General features: G+C 69.9%; 16 protein-coding genes. 12 read left to right on the top strand and 4 right to left on the bottom strand.

What is annotated here, in order from left to right; translation table 11 throughout:
- Positions 1-287 precede the first annotated feature (287 nt).
- The 4 genes from KB879_RS18020 (at position 288) to KB879_RS18005 (ending at position 4,059) form a co-directional block, all read left to right on the top strand.
- Positions 288-1,073, top strand: coding sequence for a GntR family transcriptional regulator (locus KB879_RS18020; protein ID WP_013951772.1), 786 nt, complete (start codon positions 288-290; stop codon positions 1,071-1,073).
- Positions 1,074-1,166: 93 nt separating this feature from the next.
- The gene (locus KB879_RS18015; protein WP_013951771.1) at positions 1,167-2,207 is read left to right on the top strand and encodes a tripartite tricarboxylate transporter substrate binding protein; all 1,041 of its coding nucleotides are present in this window, start codon (positions 1,167-1,169) and stop codon (positions 2,205-2,207) included.
- Positions 2,204-3,490, top strand: a complete 1,287-nt coding sequence (locus tag KB879_RS18010) for a 3-isopropylmalate dehydratase large subunit (RefSeq protein ID WP_153954324.1) — start codon at positions 2,204-2,206, stop codon at positions 3,488-3,490. Before KB879_RS18015 ends, KB879_RS18010 begins: the two co-directional genes overlap by 4 nt.
- A 47-nt stretch (positions 3,491-3,537) precedes the next feature.
- Entirely contained in the window at positions 3,538-4,059 is a 522-nt protein-coding gene (locus tag KB879_RS18005; RefSeq protein ID WP_211979521.1) for a 3-isopropylmalate dehydratase, read from the top strand.
- A gap of 7 nt (positions 4,060-4,066) precedes the next feature.
- Here the strand turns inward: KB879_RS18005 and KB879_RS18000 are convergent, their stop codons facing one another.
- Positions 4,067-4,762, bottom strand: coding sequence for a phosphoribosyltransferase (locus KB879_RS18000; protein WP_013951768.1), 696 nt, complete (start codon positions 4,760-4,762; stop codon positions 4,067-4,069).
- 296 nt (positions 4,763-5,058) lie between these two features.
- Between KB879_RS18000 and KB879_RS17995 the strand changes: the two genes are divergently transcribed.
- Positions 5,059-5,247 (top strand): hypothetical protein, encoded by a 189-nt coding sequence (locus KB879_RS17995; protein WP_041228500.1) that lies wholly within the window; start codon positions 5,059-5,061, stop codon positions 5,245-5,247.
- Here KB879_RS17995 and KB879_RS17990 read toward each other — a convergent pair.
- Complete coding sequence (locus KB879_RS17990) at positions 5,226-6,128, bottom strand: LysR family transcriptional regulator (RefSeq protein WP_041228764.1); 903 nt, start codon at positions 6,126-6,128, stop codon at positions 5,226-5,228. The genes KB879_RS17995 and KB879_RS17990 overlap by 22 nt on opposite strands.
- A 178-nt stretch (positions 6,129-6,306) precedes the next feature.
- Here KB879_RS17990 and KB879_RS17985 point away from each other — a divergent pair, with 178 nt between their 5' ends.
- Together KB879_RS17985 and KB879_RS17980 are read left to right on the top strand one after the other, a co-directional pair.
- Positions 6,307-6,765, top strand: a complete 459-nt coding sequence (locus KB879_RS17985) for a nucleoside deaminase (RefSeq protein WP_080569576.1) — start codon at positions 6,307-6,309, stop codon at positions 6,763-6,765.
- Positions 6,758-8,020 carry a cyanate transporter gene (locus tag KB879_RS17980; protein WP_013951764.1) on the top strand — a complete coding sequence of 421 codons (1,263 nt, stop codon included), beginning with the start codon at positions 6,758-6,760 and terminating at the stop codon, positions 8,018-8,020. Before KB879_RS17985 ends, KB879_RS17980 begins: the two co-directional genes overlap by 8 nt.
- Here the strand turns inward: KB879_RS17980 and cynS are convergent.
- Together cynS and KB879_RS17970 are read right to left on the bottom strand one after the other, a co-directional pair.
- Positions 8,014-8,457 carry a cyanase gene (gene cynS / locus KB879_RS17975; RefSeq protein WP_041228499.1) on the bottom strand — a complete coding sequence of 148 codons (444 nt, stop codon included), beginning with the start codon at positions 8,455-8,457 and terminating at the stop codon, positions 8,014-8,016. The genes KB879_RS17980 and cynS overlap by 7 nt on opposite strands.
- Positions 8,458-8,545: 88 nt before the next feature.
- The gene (locus tag KB879_RS17970) at positions 8,546-8,683 is read right to left on the bottom strand and encodes a hypothetical protein (RefSeq protein WP_013951762.1); all 138 of its coding nucleotides are present in this window, start codon (positions 8,681-8,683) and stop codon (positions 8,546-8,548) included.
- 497 nt (positions 8,684-9,180) lie between these two features.
- Here KB879_RS17970 and KB879_RS40215 point away from each other — a divergent pair, with 497 nt between their 5' ends.
- The 5 genes from KB879_RS40215 to KB879_RS17950 all read left to right on the top strand — a co-directional run bounded on the left by KB879_RS40215 (position 9,181) and on the right by KB879_RS17950 (position 14,908).
- Entirely contained in the window at positions 9,181-9,303 is a 123-nt protein-coding gene (locus KB879_RS40215; RefSeq protein WP_013951761.1) for a hypothetical protein, read from the top strand.
- Positions 9,304-9,342: 39 nt separating this feature from the next.
- Positions 9,343-9,660, top strand: coding sequence for a YXWGXW repeat-containing protein (locus KB879_RS17965; RefSeq protein WP_153954323.1), 318 nt, complete (start codon positions 9,343-9,345; stop codon positions 9,658-9,660).
- Positions 9,661-10,378: 718 nt separating this feature from the next.
- Positions 10,379-11,335 carry a LuxR C-terminal-related transcriptional regulator gene (locus KB879_RS17960; RefSeq protein ID WP_013951759.1) on the top strand — a complete coding sequence of 319 codons (957 nt, stop codon included), beginning with the start codon at positions 10,379-10,381 and terminating at the stop codon, positions 11,333-11,335.
- Between the two features lie 78 nt (positions 11,336-11,413).
- Positions 11,414-12,343 carry a glycosyltransferase family 2 protein gene (locus KB879_RS17955; RefSeq protein WP_013951758.1) on the top strand — a complete coding sequence of 310 codons (930 nt, stop codon included), beginning with the start codon at positions 11,414-11,416 and terminating at the stop codon, positions 12,341-12,343.
- 495 nt (positions 12,344-12,838) lie between these two features.
- On the top strand, positions 12,839-14,908 hold the full coding sequence (locus KB879_RS17950; RefSeq protein ID WP_153954322.1) for a nucleoside-diphosphate sugar epimerase/dehydratase: 2,070 nt from the start codon (positions 12,839-12,841) through the stop codon (positions 14,906-14,908).
- Positions 14,909-14,922 lie beyond the last annotated feature (14 nt).

The following is a 14,922-nucleotide window of genomic DNA, read 5'->3' as shown; positions in this document are numbered from 1 at the left end:
CACATTGCAGCAGCAGCCCCGATGTCATGTCCTCGCCGCCCGGCACAAGCCCGGTCCGCCGCGCCGGCCTGGTCCGCCCAGCAACGCATGCAGCAGCGCCGAACCGACTTCACCCGCACTGGCGCAATCAGCCAAGGGGCCTTGGCGGAGACGGGATGCGTCACCGCAACACTGCGCCGGCGACGTTGTTCCGCAAGCGCCACTGCGGCTATCCATGCTAGGCTCTATGTCTGATTTAAAGTACATTAGAGGCATTACAGACTTGTCATCTCTCCGCAAGGGAAACCATGAGTGAAGCCGTCGTTCCCCTGTATCACCAGATTTACGTCGTATTGCGCCAGCAGATCGTGGAAGGCCGCTTCGGCCAGGGCCCCTTGCCGGGCGAGATCGACCTGGCCAAGCAGTTCCACGCCTCGCGCGTGACCATGCGGCGCGTGTTCGACCGCCTGGTGCAGGAGGGACTGGTGCGCCGCCACCGCGGGCTTGGCACCTTCGTCAATCCGCATCCGGTACGCCCGGCGGCGGCGGCCGGCGAGGAACGCGGCACCAGCCTGCTCGACAACATCATCGACATGGGCCAGAAGACGTCGGTGAAGGTGATCTCGATCGACGAAGTCCATGCCACGCCCGATGTGGCCGAATCGCTGCAGATCGAGCCGGGCGATCCGGTGGTGAAGATCGTGCGCGTGCGCCACTACCGCAACCGGCCGCTGTCGCATATCACGGTCTACCTGCCCGCCGACCTGGGCCGGCCGATCACGCGCCAGTCCCTGGAAGAGCGGCCGGTGCTGCGCCTGCTGGAGGCCGGCGGCGTGAAGCTGGGCCGTGCCACCCAGGTGCTGTCAGCGCGCCTGGCCGACGTGGTGGTGGCGCCGCTGCTTGACGTGCCCGTAGGCGGCGCGCTGCTGGCGGTGCGCCGCGTGGTCAAGGACGCGGCCGGGCGCCCGGTGCAACTGCTGCTCGGCCAGTACCGCCCGGACCGCTATGAATACCGGATGGAGTTGTCGCCGGCCGGCGTGGACAGCGCCAACGTCTGGGTGGAAAGCGAAACCCGCCCGGGCCTGCGCGACTGACCCCGCGGACCGCCGCCGATTTCCCGCGGGCGGCGCTGCCAGGGATGGGCGATACTGCGCATCTCTGATCACATCAAGCGAGGAGCCGTTGCCATGCCAGTGTTCCGCCTGGTCCCGTCCAGCCCGACCCGTTCGCCTTCGATCCCCCGCCGCGCCGCGGTGCAGCGCCTGGCCATGGCCAGCCTGGCCGCGTGCGCGCTGGCCCTGCCGCTGTCCGCCGCCGCCCAGGGGCATCCTCAGGTGGCAGGCGGCAAGCCGATCCGGATCCTGGTGGGCGCGCCCGCCGGCGGCACCACCGACACGCTGGCGCGCACCATCGCCCAGGAAATGTCCCAGGAGCTGGGCCAGCCGGTGGTGGTCGAGAACCGCCCCGGCGCCGGCGGCAATATCGCCGCCGACCTGGTCGCCAAGAGCGCGCCGGACGGCAGCACACTGCTGATGAGCTTCACCAGCCACACCATCAACGCCACGCTGTACAAGAAGCTGCCGTTCGACCCGGTGCAGGACTTCACCCCGATCACGCTGGTGGCCACCGTGCCGAGCGTGCTGGTGGCCACGCCGAAGCTGGCGGCCAGCAACGTGCCCGAGCTGATCCGCCTGGCGCGTTCCGAACCGGGCAAGCTGAACTTTGCCATCGGCTCGGTGGGCTCGTCGCTGCACATGGCTGGCGACATGTTCAAGATGATGACCGGCACCTACATCGTCAATATTCCGTACAAGGGCACCGCGCCCGCGCTCACCGACGTGCTGGCGGGCCAGTGCGACCTGATGTTCGCCAGCACCATCAACGTGCTGCCGCACGTGCGCGCGGGCAAGCTCAAGGTGCTGGGGGTGACCAGCCCCGCGCCGCTGCCGCAGTTCCCGGGCGCGGCGCCGATCGGCGCCACCGTGAAGGGATTCGAGTCGAGCGCATGGTTCGGCCTGTTCGGTCCGGCCGGCATGCCGCACGACGTCACCCAGGCGCTGTACCAGGCCGCGCGCAAGGGGCTGGAAACACCTGCGGTGCGCAAGCGCCTGGAGAACGACGGCGCGCAGCCGATGGGCACGACGCCCGAAGCCTTCGCCGCATTCGTGAAGCAGGACGTCAAGCGCTGGGCCGCCGTGGTCAAGTACTCGGGAGCCTCGCCGGAATGAGCCACACCCCCGCCACGCTGGCGCAGAAGCTGGTGGCGCGCGCCGCCGGGCTGGCGCATGCAGAGATCGGCACGGTGGTGATCTGCCGGGTCGACCTGGCGATGTCGCACGACTCCAGCGGCCCGCGCCGCGTGGCGCCGCTATTGCAGGAGCTTGGCACCGGCGTGTGGGACCCGTCGCGCTACGTGGTGGTGACCGACCATTTCGTGCCGGGCGGCGATGCCCAGGCCGAGTCGATCCTGCGGTTCACGCGCGACTGGACGCGCCAGTCCGGCGCCCACTTCATCGACGCCGAAGGCATCTGCCATGTGGTGCTGCCCGAGCGCGGCCATGTGCTGCCGGGCCGCCTGATTGTTGGCGGCGACAGCCACAGCCCCACCGGCGGCGCCTTCGGCGCCTATATGTTCGGCGTGGGCGCGACCGAGATGGCCGGCGTGCTGGCCAGCGGCGAGATCTGGCTGCGCGTGCCCCATACCATCCGGCTGCAATGGGACGGCCAGCTTGCACCGGGCGTCTGCGCCAAGGACATGATGCTGTTCCTGTGCGCCACGCTCGGCATGGGCGGCGGCCGCTACGAGGCGCTGGAGTACACCGGCAGCGCCGTCGCCGCGCTGCCGATGCAGGAGCGCATGACGCTGGCCAATATGAGCGCCGAGCTCGGCGCGCAGACCGGCCTGGTGGCGCCCGATGCGGTCACGCTCGGCTGGCTGGCCGAGGCCGGCGTGCCGGCACAGACGCTGGCCGCGATCGACCTGGCCCACTGGCGCACCGACCCCGACGCGCCGGTGCTGGCCACCCACCGCTTCGACGCCGCGGCACTGGTGCCGCAGGTGGCGGCGCCGCACTCCCCGGCCAACAGCGCGCCGGTAGGCCAGGCCGCCGGCGAGCCCGTGCAGATCGCCTACCTGGGTGCCTGCACCGGCGCCAAACTGGAAGACCTGCGCATGGCCGCGCGCGTGCTGCGCGGGCGCCACGTGGCCGCGGGCGTGACCCTGCAGGTGGCGCCGGCCTCGCGCCGCGACCAGCTGCTGGCCGAGCAGGAGGGCACGCTTGGCATCCTGACTGACGCCGGCGCCACGTTGCTTCCCAACGCCTGCGGCGCCTGCGCCGGCTATGGCGCGGCGCGCTTCCCGGCGGGCAGCCGCGCGATTGCGTCGACGGCGCGCAATTTCTCCGGGCGCATGGGCGACGTCGGCAGCGCCGTGTGGCTGGGCTCGCCGATGACCGTGGCCGCCAGCGCCGTCACCGGCCGCATTACCGATCCCCGCACCCTGCTGGAGTAACGCTGCGGGCCTGACTTCGTGCCCGCCTGGCGGGACAGACTTCTTGCATGACCTCTGCTATCGCCCCCGCCCCCGCTGGCCGCCTCTGGCGCTTCGGCGACAACATCGACACCGATGCCATGGCCCCCGCCGTGCTGATGAAATCGCCACTGCCGGTGCTGGCCCGGCATTGCCTGGCCTCGCTGCGCCCGGAGTTTCCCGGCAGCGTGCGCGCCGGCGACGTGCTGGTGGCGGGTGCCAACTTCGGCATCGGCTCCTCGCGCGAGCAGGCGCCCCAGGCACTGCGCGAACTGGGCGTGGGCGCCGTGGTGGCGCAGTCCTTCGGCGGGCTGTTCTATCGCAATGCCATCAACCTGGGCCTGCCGGTGCTGGTCTGCGCCGACACCAGCCGCCTGGCCGACGGCGCGCACGCGGTGCTGGAGTTGGCGTCGGCACAACTGCGCCTGGACGACGGCAGCCTGGTCGCGTGCGAGCCCATCCCTGACTTCCTGCGCGCGATCCTGGCCGCCGGCGGGCTGGTGCCGCACCTGAAGGCGCGCCTGGGCAAGGGCCAGGCGGACCAGGGCTGAGCGAACCTCAGCGCGCAGGCGGCGCCGCCGCCGCGCGCAGCAGGGCCAGCGCCTCTTCGTCGCTGGTCTGGGAGAAATCCAGGTAGAACGCGCCAACCGCGCCGAAACTGGGTGGCGTGTTCAGGCAGATCACCTCGTCGGCCGCGGCCGACAGGCTGGCCAGCCCCTCCCCCGACCCCACCGGCGTGGCCGCCACCACGCGCGCCGCCCCGGCCATGCGCACGCTTTCAAGCGCGGCGCGCATGGTGGCGCCGGTGGCCACGCCGTCATCGACCACGATCACCGTGCGCCCGGCGCGCGCCGGCACCGGCGCACCGCCGCGATAGCGCTGCTGGCGCCGCGCGATCTCGTCGAGCTGGCGGCCGCGCTCGGCATCGAAGCTGCCGCTTTCCACGGCGCGCCGCGCCCAGGGATCGTTATTGACCACCGTGTGCGGGCCGCCGCCGCCGGCATCGCCCTCCACCACCGCGCCCAGCGCCAGCTCGGGATAGCCGGCAGCGCCGATCTTGCGCACCAGCAGCACATCCAGCTGCGCGTCGAGCGCGCGCACCACCTCGAACGCGACCGGCACCCCGCCGCGCGGCAGCGCCAGCACCAGCGCGGGCTGGCCCAGTTGTGCGGCGCCGAAACCCAGCTCAGCCAGGCGGCGGCCCAGGTACAGGCCAGCCTCGCGGCGATCGGCAAAGCATGGTGGCATCGACATGGCACGCTCCGAAAGGTCGGCGGCACTCGGGCCGCGCTGGCCGCAAGGCAAGCGGCGCAGGCAACCCTCAGCCAAATATAGACCCTGCTGCGCAAGGCGTTGGCACAAGTCGCCGGCGGCACCCAGGCGCGGGCAACGCCGGGCAAGTCGCCCCGATTGGGCCCGATTGCGCAACAGTGTGTTCAGGCTGGGGTGGCTGACTGCGCCGCGCTGCAGCATTAGGATGGCTGCACGCGTTGACAACGCCGATCCGCAATTTCCGGGTGCAGTGCCCGGCCCTTGAGAATGAGCCTGACATGACTTCGCCATCCAACCCCCGCGCCCAGCTTGCGCGCCCCGACCACCAATCCGCCCCCGAAGCCGGCCCCCTGGCCGCGCCCGACATCCCGTTCGGCTCGCTGGAAGCCGCGGCGATGGCCGAGCTGCCCTACACCTTCCGCCCGGCCGGCACCTGCACCCGCTACTACAACGAGTTCTTCGGCTGATCCGCGGGCGGCTCGCCCGGTCCCATCACGGTCTCGCATAGCGCGGCCAGCCGTGCGGCCATGTCGCGCGCCGCGGCCGGCAGATCCGGCTGCGCGTGCAGGCTGAGCTCGACGTCGGGCACCGCGGCGGGCCAGCCGTCGTCCTCCAGCACCTGGTGCTGGGCCGTGGCCAGGCGCCGCGGCAGCAGCGTCACGCCCAGGCCGTCGGCCACCGCGGCCAGGATGCTGGCCAGGCTGGCACTGACAAAAGCCACGCGCCAGCGCCGTCCGCCGGCGTCGAGCGCGTGCGTCATCTCGCCGCGGTACAGCCCGCCCACCGGAAACGCCACCAGCGGTACCGGGTCGCGCGCCACCGCCGGGCGGCCGCGGCTGTCGAACCAGCACAGGGGCTCGGGCCAGCTGGCCAGCCCCGGCGCCTGCCCAACCCGCTGCTTGACCAGCACCAAGTCCAGTTCCCGGTCCTGGAAGCGCTGCCACAGCTCATGGCTCATGCCGCTGGTCACCTCCAGCCGCATGCCCGGCCAGTCATCGGCAAACCCGGCCAGCACCGGCGTCAGCGGCCGCGCAGCAAAGTCCTCGGGCACGCCGATGCGGATCTCGCCCTGGCCAGCGCTCTGGCGCAGCTGCCCCACCGCCTCGGCCATCAGCTGCTGGAGGCGGCGCGCGTAGCCCAGCAGGCGCTCGCCCTCGGGCGTGGTGGTGACATAGCGGCCGCCGCGGTCCAGCAGCACGCAGCCGAGCTGGTCTTCCAGCCGGCGCACCTGCTGGCTGACCGTAGACTGGGTCAGGTGCACGCGCTGCGCGGCGCGGGTAAAACTGCCGCTTTCCGCCACCGCGACAAAGCTCTGCAGCAGCACGGGATCGAGGCGAGGGTCGTGCATGGCCGGTTTATCCATTGATTTTTCCACTGCCGGCGATTTCATCATTTAATTTCCCAATTACCAAGCCCCCGCGTACAGTTGGCACGCTGCCCCGGCCCGCGCCCTGCAGCCGCCGGGAACGCCCCTCAAAGACCCATGCCGCCCTGTTCGAGAGCATGCACTCACTTCTTTGCCAACCATGACCACTCACCAGGAATTCATGCGCGAGGCGATTCGCCTTGCAGCGGCCAACCGTGACCGTGGCGCGCGCCCCTTCGGCGCGGTGCTGGTGCTCGACGGCGAGGCCGTCGCCACCGGCGTCAACGACATCGTCCACAGCCACGACCCCACCACCCATGCCGAGATGGAGGCGGTGCGCGCCGCCGCACGCAAGCTGGGCCGTCCCGACCTGCGCGGCAGCGTGATCTACGCCAGCGGCCACCCCTGCCCGATGTGTCTGGCGGCGATGACCATGGCCGGCGTGCAGGCGGTCTACTACGCCTTCGACAACCAAGATGCGGCGCCCTACGGCATGTCGAGCGACGCCGCCTACCAGGCGCTGCGCCTGTCGCTGAACTCGCCGCCACTGCCGCTCACGCGGGTGCCGGTCGATCTCTCTGCGGCGCAGCTCTACGGCCCGCGCGCGCCCCGTGGCTGAGGGCGCGCGCGGCGCCAACGGCAGCGCGGTCCGCAACATCCGCACCACCCCGCGCTGGCTGGTGCTGGCCGCGGTCGCCGGCATCGGCCTGAACCTGCGGCCGTTCCTGACCGCGGTGGGGCCGCTGGCCCCGGCCATCCGCACCGGCACCGGCCTCAGCTACCAGGGCATGGCCTGGCTGACCTTGCTGCCGATGCTGCTGATGGGCGTGGGCGCCTTCTTCGGGCCGGCCATCCGCGAACGGCTGGGTGCGCGCGCTGCGGTGCTGGGCGCGCTGGCCTTGCTGGGTGCCGGCTGTGCGCTGCGGCTGGGCGTGGCGGACGGCACCTGGCTGATCGCCTCGGCCGCGCTGTGCGGGCTGGGCGTGGCCGTGGTGCAGGCCGCCTGCCCGGGCCTGGTCAAGCAGGAATTCCCGGGGCGCGTGGCGCCGGTGATGGGGCTGTACTCCGCCGCACTGATGGGCGGCGGCGCGCTCGGCGCGCAGCTGTCGCCCTACGTGACGGCGCTGGCCGGCAGCTGGCGCGATGCGCTGGCGCTGTGGGCCATGCCCGCGCTGGCAGCCTTGGCGCTGGCCTGGGTGGCGCTGCCGCGCGCCGCGGCGCGCGGCCCCGGGGTACCGGCAAGCCGCCCGGCGGGGGCAACTCGCGCGCTGTTGCGGCGTCCGCGCACCTGGCTGCTGATGGCTTGCTTTGGCGTCATGAACGGCGGCTATGCGTCGCTGGTGGCGTGGCTTGCGCCGTTCTACCAGGACCACGGCTGGAGCGCTTCGGCGAGCGGGTCGCTGGTGGCGCTGATGGCGGTGGCGCAGGCCGCCGCGGCACTGCTGCTGCCGGTGCTGGCCGCACGCAGCCTGGACCGCCGCGCCTGGATGGCGCTGGCGCTGGCCATGCAGGTGGCGGGCTTCGGCGGACTGGCGCTGTGGCCCGACGCCGCGCCGCACGCGTGGGCCGTGATCGGCGGCGCCGGCCTGGGCGGCTGCTTTGCCTTGTACCTGGTGGTGGCGCTGGACCACCTGCCGGACCCCGACAGCGCCGGCGCGCTGAGCGCCCTGATGCAGGGCGGCGGCTTCCTGCTGGCGTCGCTGGCGCCCTGGATCACCGCCATGCTGCACGAACGCACCGGCGACTTCGCCGCCGGCTGGTGGTACCACCTGGCCTGCGCCGCGCTGGTGGGCGTGCTGACCATGCGCCTGGACCCGGCGCGCTATGACGTGTCCTTTGCGCTGCCGCCCGTGCGCGCAGTCGCCCCTCAGTAAGTCTTGTAGGGCAGGAACTTGCCCGACATCTCGATGCGCACCCGGTCCCCGTTGGGATCGGGCTCGCGCTGCAGGTCCATGCGGAAGTCGATCGCGCTCATGATGCCGTCGCCAAACTCTTCATGGATCAGCGCCTTGAACGTGGTGCCGTACACGCTGATGAGTTCGTAGAAGCGGTAGATCAGCGGATCGGCCGGCACCTGCGTCGGCAGCGAGCCCTTGTACGGCACCTCGCGCAGCCAGGGCTCGGCCTCGGGCGGCAGCCCGAACGCCTCCATCACCGCGCGCGCGCCGGCGGCGTCGAATGCCATCTGGCCCAGGCACGCCGCGGTTGTCCATTCCTTGCTGCGGCCGACGCGCTCGGCCACCTGCGCCCAGGTAATGCCGCGGGTGACCTTGGCTTCGATGATGAGGTCGGTGACGTCGCTGCGGTTCATGCTGACTCCATGACAGTGGTAGGTTGGATGGAACCACTCGGACTGCCACGGCGGCAGGGTGGTCATACCACCCCGGCGTCAGCCCATGTCAGCGTGTCAGCGCGGGTTCGATGATGGCCGCGGCGTCCACGGGCGCCATCTCCTGAGGCAGCGCGAACAACGCCGCGGCGGGCGGCGACAACCCCTGCAGCCATTGCAGGGCAAGCACGATGAGCATGACCGGCATGACGCCTCCTTCAAGCACACGAGGCCACTTCCGACTGGTATAGCCCATGGCGCAAGCTTCATGCCATTTCCGCCCCACTGAAATGCGCGCCTGAAGTCCCGTGACGGCACCACGATGGCGCCGTGACGCTACCAGTACGCCCTTCACCGGGCCATGCCGAGGCATCGCGCACCATCGCGGCGTACCCGTTTCTGCGTGCCCAGCCAGGCCGCCCACAAAGCGTGCAACGCCCGCGCCGGGGCCCATTGCCTTGCGAGAATTATTTCCGGTGTAACGTCACATTACCTCCGACCCGGCACGCGAACACCACGCCATGGGCCTGCCGCCATGCGCGCAATGCCTTGATACGCAAGGGCTTCCGGGATGCCGCGCGCTCGGCGCAGGCCTGCGCCAGCGGGACAAGCCCATGTGAGACAGCCTTACAAGTGCAAGCGCGCAGTGCGGGGCCGGCTCGCTACATTGAAGCCGTGTCCAACGCGAACCCGCCAGGAGTCCATATGAAACGCGCCCTCTCGCTGGTGGTGCTGCTGTCCACCACGGCCGCACTGCTGTCCGCCTGCATCGTAGTGCCACCGCGCGGCGGGCCGCCGCCGCGCTACCACCATTACGACCGCTATTGATCGATCCAGCCACTTCCAACCGCCCCAAGGAGAATCCACATGAAACGCCAGCTCCTGCTTGCCGCAGCCGTCCTCGCCACGGGCGGCGTCTTCGGACTGACCGCCCCCGCCGAGGCCCAGCCGGTGGTGGTCGCCCACGGCTATGGCCATCCGCCCCCGCCGCCGCGCTATGAACCGCACCCCGCCGCGCGCCGCGGCCAGGTCTGGGTGCCGGGCCACTGGGCCGCCACCGGCGGGCGCTACGACTGGCGTGGCGGCTACTGGCAGGCGCAGCGTCCAGGCTACCGCTATGTGCCCGAGCGCTGGGTGCGCGGCCCGCACGGCTGGGTCATGCGCCCCGGCCACTGGGCCCGCTGACGCCTCCGCGGGCGGACCTGCCGGCCGGCCCCGGGCCCGCCGCCCTGCCCTCCCGGCAGGCGGTGGCAAGCCCGGTGCAGGCCGGTGCAGCCGACGCCGCAGGGCTCATCCCGAGGTGGGAGACGTCTCTCATCCAGAAGCATTAGGCCATGCGCCCGACCTGCCTGAAAATCAGGCAGGCCTATTTCGAAAACACATATGAAAGCGGCGTTTCATGATTGGAGCAATCCGCCGCAGATATATTACCGATACCCCACGATGGGGTTAAGAACACTACTTACGAGGGGTGTCAATAATGCTATCTGTTTCAGTGCTGCAACCAAATTAAATCCGGATGTCACATCCATGAAACCTCCTGGACCCCGCGCCAGCGCGGCGTTTGCGGAACCTGGACCGGCGCATTTGGGTGATTTTTGAAAGGATTATGTATGTCCTTTCATTCCCACCCCTACTCGTCCCAGACCGGCCTGCTTGCATTCCATTCAACCAGCCCATAAGATGAATTTAAGCCGATTTAGGAGCGAGAATCTTTCGGGTCCGGGTTCGGGTCAACCTTCCAGCCGCCGACAAGTTCCATCCAGAAGAACGGGACTGCGGGAGCATGGAAGCATGGGGGTCAGACAAGCAGCCAGTCGCCGCGGGTGACTGCTGTCCTGCAATGCCCCTCCATACGCAAAGCGCCCCGCAGTCCGCTCCCGAGTAACGGGGAGTGAAGACAATGAATGCGTTGCTGATCGAGGAGCATCCACTGCTCCGGCTCGGGCTGCTGCAGATGCTCGAGAACATCCAGGAGTCCGCCCAGGTTGCCGCCATTGCGCCTGCGGACATCGCCAGGCTGGATTCCCGGCACCACAATGCCGACCTGCTGGTATTCGGCATGCCCGCCGATGTGGGGTCTGGCTGGCCGCAACTCGAACAGGCCCGCGAAGCCCTGTCGCCGCACCGCATCCTGATCCTGGCGGACATCTTGCCATTGCATGTGCCCAACGCGGACAGCGCACGCGGCGTATGCGGCTGCCTGCCGAAATCCGCTTCGCTTGCGGTGATCGAGGCGGCCATCCGGCTGGCGGTGTCAGGCGTGCAGGGGCTGCTGTTCTCGGCCGAGACCGGCTCCATGCCGTCGGCGTCGCGCTCGGCCATGCCGGCGGTGCAGTCGCTGGCCTCGGCCGCGCCGCTGCCGCTGAACCCTGCGCACGCGCTCACAGGCGAGCAACTGTCGCTGGTGGCATGCGCCGGCACGCCCGGAGCCGCGCGCACCACCGTGGCGGTGCGCGACCTCACCTGCCTGCGGCCGGGGCAGCCGCTGTCGGCCCCGGCTTCCACCAGCCCAGCGCCGCTGGTCGAGGAAGAGCCCAGCTACGACGAAGCCGAAATGCTGAAGATCACGCCGCGCCAGTACGAGGTGCTGGTGCTGCTGGCACGCGGCTACCCGATCAAGACCGTCAGCCGCATGCTCAATATCTCGGTGGCCACGGTCAAGAGCCACGCCTGCACGCTGTACCAGCGCCTGAAGGTACGCAACAAGGGCGAGGCCGTCTATGCCGCCCTGCAGCGTGGCGCGACGCTCGAGTGGGTCAGCGGCGATGAACGCCTCACGCGCGGCAGCAACGCGCGCCCGGTGGTTGCATCCCGCACCAGCGACGCCGCGTTCCAGGCCGCCAGCCCGGTGCTGTAATTCAGGACCCTGCGCCGCGCCCGCACCAGACGGGCCGGCGCAGGCGTCTGCCATCTGCCGAACATTGGAGGGGTCACCATGCCGGCAAGCTCTTTCCTGCCCACCGTTTCGGTGTGCATCTCCACGTGCGACCATCCCGAGCAGCTGCGGCACACGCTGCAATCGGTCGCTGATTCCACCATGCCGCCGCACCAGCTCATCGTCACCGACGACAGCAGCGGCTACGACACGCGCGAGATGATGCGCCGGGACTATCCGGACATCACCTACCTGGAAGGCCCGCGCCGCTCCAGGGCCGCCAACCGCAACCGCGCCCTGCGCGCGGCCACCGGCTCGCACGTACTGTTCCTGGATGACCAGACCCTGCTGGGCGCAACCTTCCTGCAGCAGATGACCGAGTCCGTAGCCGACGACCATCTCCGGCGGGCCACCGCCGGCTGCGCGACGCCGCTCATCCTGACCGGGACCGAGGTCTGCCAGGGGCGGCGCGGCGCTCCGCGCAAGCCGGCGTTCCTGGGCTACCCGACACTGGACTACCGCCGCGGCGAGCGCCTGTGCTCGGTGCTGTTGCACAGCGCGGTGTTCCCGCGCGAGCTGTTCGAGAACCTGTCGTTCGACGAGCACCTTGCCGTCGGCTACGACGACCTGGAACTGGCCGCACGCGCGGTGCAGGAATTCGGCTACCGCATTGAGATGGTCCCGAGCGCAGTCAACCAGCGCCTGCCATCGGTGTCGGCCGACCGGCCGTGCCCCGCCAGCGACGCCTCACGGCTGTATGTGGCCTGCCGGCGCTATGACCATGGCCCGGAGCACCCGCTGAAGACGGCATTGTTCCTGCTGTTGGCCCTGCCGCACGACCTTGCGCACCACCTGCGCGCAGCCGGCCTGCGCGGCGCCGGCACCTTCTATGACACGGCGACTTGCCTGTGGCAGCTGCTACGCGGCCCGCGACCAGCCGGGCGCCAGGGGTCAGGGACCGGCCTCAGCGCGCCACTGCCGCGCGACTGACCGCCACGCAGGCCCGGGGAGCGTACCCATTTCTGCGCTCCCTCGCCAGCGCCTGTGCTGCAACGCACGTACCCGCATTGCAGCGCCTGCGCCGCGGCAATAACGCCCTTTCCCCGTGCTCCCTCTGCGCCAGCCTGCCATGGCGCGATCGATGACGACACCAGCTGGCGGCAATGGCATGCGTACCCGTTTCTGCGTGCCCTGGCCCATCGCCATTCCACGTTCGGCAGCGCACGTAGCCCGATTGCGCCACACCACGCAGAAACGATAGCTTTGCAGGAAAGCGGATTCACGCCGGCACACGGTGATGCGTGAACCCACGGCGACCCATGGCATCACAGCCAGTCGCAGGCTGACGCCGGCGCCTTCCGGGCAGAAGAGCCGTGCAATGGACACACCGATATGGATGCATCGAGCGGTTCCCGCCAGCCAGAGCCTGTGGGCCATGCGGGTAGCAGTGACAATGGCAGCGGTGGTGTTGCAGGAGTTCCGGGCATGACAGCCCCGCGCTCCCTGCGCCTGCTATCCCTTTCGCGCCGCCAGAAGATCGTGCTGATGATGACGGTCGACCTGCTGGCCCTGCCCCTGTGCTTCGCGCTGGCCCTGCTGCTGCGCTCCGGCAATCAGGAGCTGATCGTCCAGTACGGCCTGCTGCCGCCGCTGTTCATCGCGGCGTGCACGATCCCGGTGTTTTCGTTCAGCGGCCTGTACCGGACCGTGCTGCGCTACATCGACCTCAAGGTGCTGTGGGCCGCCGGCATCAGCATGGCAGCCATGGTCGGGCTGACCTACGCCGTGTCCTTTCTCATGAATGACAGCCGGCTGCCGCGCGCCGGCCTGCTGATCTACTGGTTCATCGCCTTCGCCTACGTCGTGATCTCGCGCTTCCTGATCCGCGCCATGCTGCGGCGCACTGAGCTGTGGCGCAGCGCCCGCGGGCGCCCGACCCGGCGCGTGGGCATCTTTGGCGCCGGCGAGGCCGGCTTCCAGCTCGCCAACGCCATGCGCGCCAGCGTCGACCATGAGGCCGTGTGCTTCTTCGACGACGACCTTTCGCTGGACAACCACACCTTCACCGACCTGCCGGTGTTCCATACCTCGCGCATGCGGGAGCAGCTGCAGCGGCTGGGCATCGACGAAGTGGTGCTGGCGGTGCCTTCGCTGTCGCCGGACCGGCGCAAGCGCATCCTGGACAAGCTGCATCGATACGCCGTGAGCGTGCGCACCCTGCCCACGCTGCTCGAGCTGGTGGACCGCAAGATCACCATGCAGTCGATCCGCGAGGTCAAGGTCGAGGACCTGCTTGGCCGGCCAGCCGTGCCGCCGCGCGAGGCGCTGTTCGCCAAGTGCACGCACCGCAAGGTCGTCATGGTGACCGGCGCGGGCGGCTCCATCGGCAGCGAGCTGTGCCGCCAGGTTGCCACGCAGCAGCCGCGCAAGCTGATCCTGTTCGACCATTCCGAATGGGCGCTGTACATGGTGGAGCAGGACCTGCGCCGGAACTTCCCCGGGGTGCCATTGCTGGCGCGCATCGGCTCGGTGTGCGACGCCAATGCCGTGGCCGCCGCCATGCAGGGCCAGCAGGTCGATACCATCTATCACGCCGCGGCCTACAAGCACGTGCCCCTGGTCGAGAGCAACATGCCCGAGGGCATTCGCAACAACGTACTGGGCTCGCTCACCATCGCCAACATGGCTGACCGCTTCGGCGTGCAGACCTGTGTGCTGATCTCGACCGACAAGGCCGTCCGCCCCACCAACGTGATGGGCGCGAGCAAGCGCATCGCGGAGCTGATCTTCCAGGCCGCGGCGGCACGGCCCGGCACCCGCACGGTCTTCGCGATGGTCCGCTTCGGCAATGTGCTGGGGTCTTCCGGCTCCGTGGTTCCCCTGTTTCGCAGCCAGATTGAAGCGGGCGGGCCGATCACGATCACACACCCCGATGTCATCCGCTTCTTCATGCTGATCCCCGAAGCCTCGCAGCTGGTGATCCAGGCGGGCGCGATGGCCCGCGGCGGCGAGGTGTTCGTGCTGGACATGGGGCAGCCGGTGCGGATCGTGGATCTGGCCCGGACCATGATCGAGATGGCCGGGCTGGTGGAGCGCACCCCCAAGAACCCGAACGGGGACATCGAGGTCAAGTTCGTCGGCCTGCGCCCGGGCGAGAAGCTCTACGAGGAGCTGCTGATCGGCGGCAATGTCACGCCCAGCGACCACGAACGCATCATGTGCTCCCAGGAGCCAAGCCTGGAGGAGGCGGAGCTGCGGGAGATGCTGACCCGGCTCTACGCGGCCTGCGACGCCCGCGACGAACTGAAGATCCAGACGATGGTGCAGGCGATCGTGCCGGAATACGCCCCGTATACCTCGCTCGACGACGCCAGCCGCAAGCCGGTGCCTGCCGCCGTGCCCGCCGAAAGCGGCCAGGCCATCCAGGACACGCCGGACGACGCCGGGGTGCCGCGCCAGGTCGTGCTGCGCCGGGTCGCGGCCCACGCGCTGGGCCAGCCCGAGCTGGCCAGCGAAGCGAAGCCGGTGTCGCTCTCGAGCCCGGGCAAGCTCTGATTCGCCATCCCCCG

Source organism: Cupriavidus sp. KK10 (assembly GCF_018223725.1).
In the GTDB taxonomy this organism is placed as follows: Bacteria; Pseudomonadota; Gammaproteobacteria; order Burkholderiales; family Burkholderiaceae; genus Cupriavidus; species Cupriavidus necator.
This window is presented reverse-complemented; position numbering and strand designations above follow the sequence as displayed.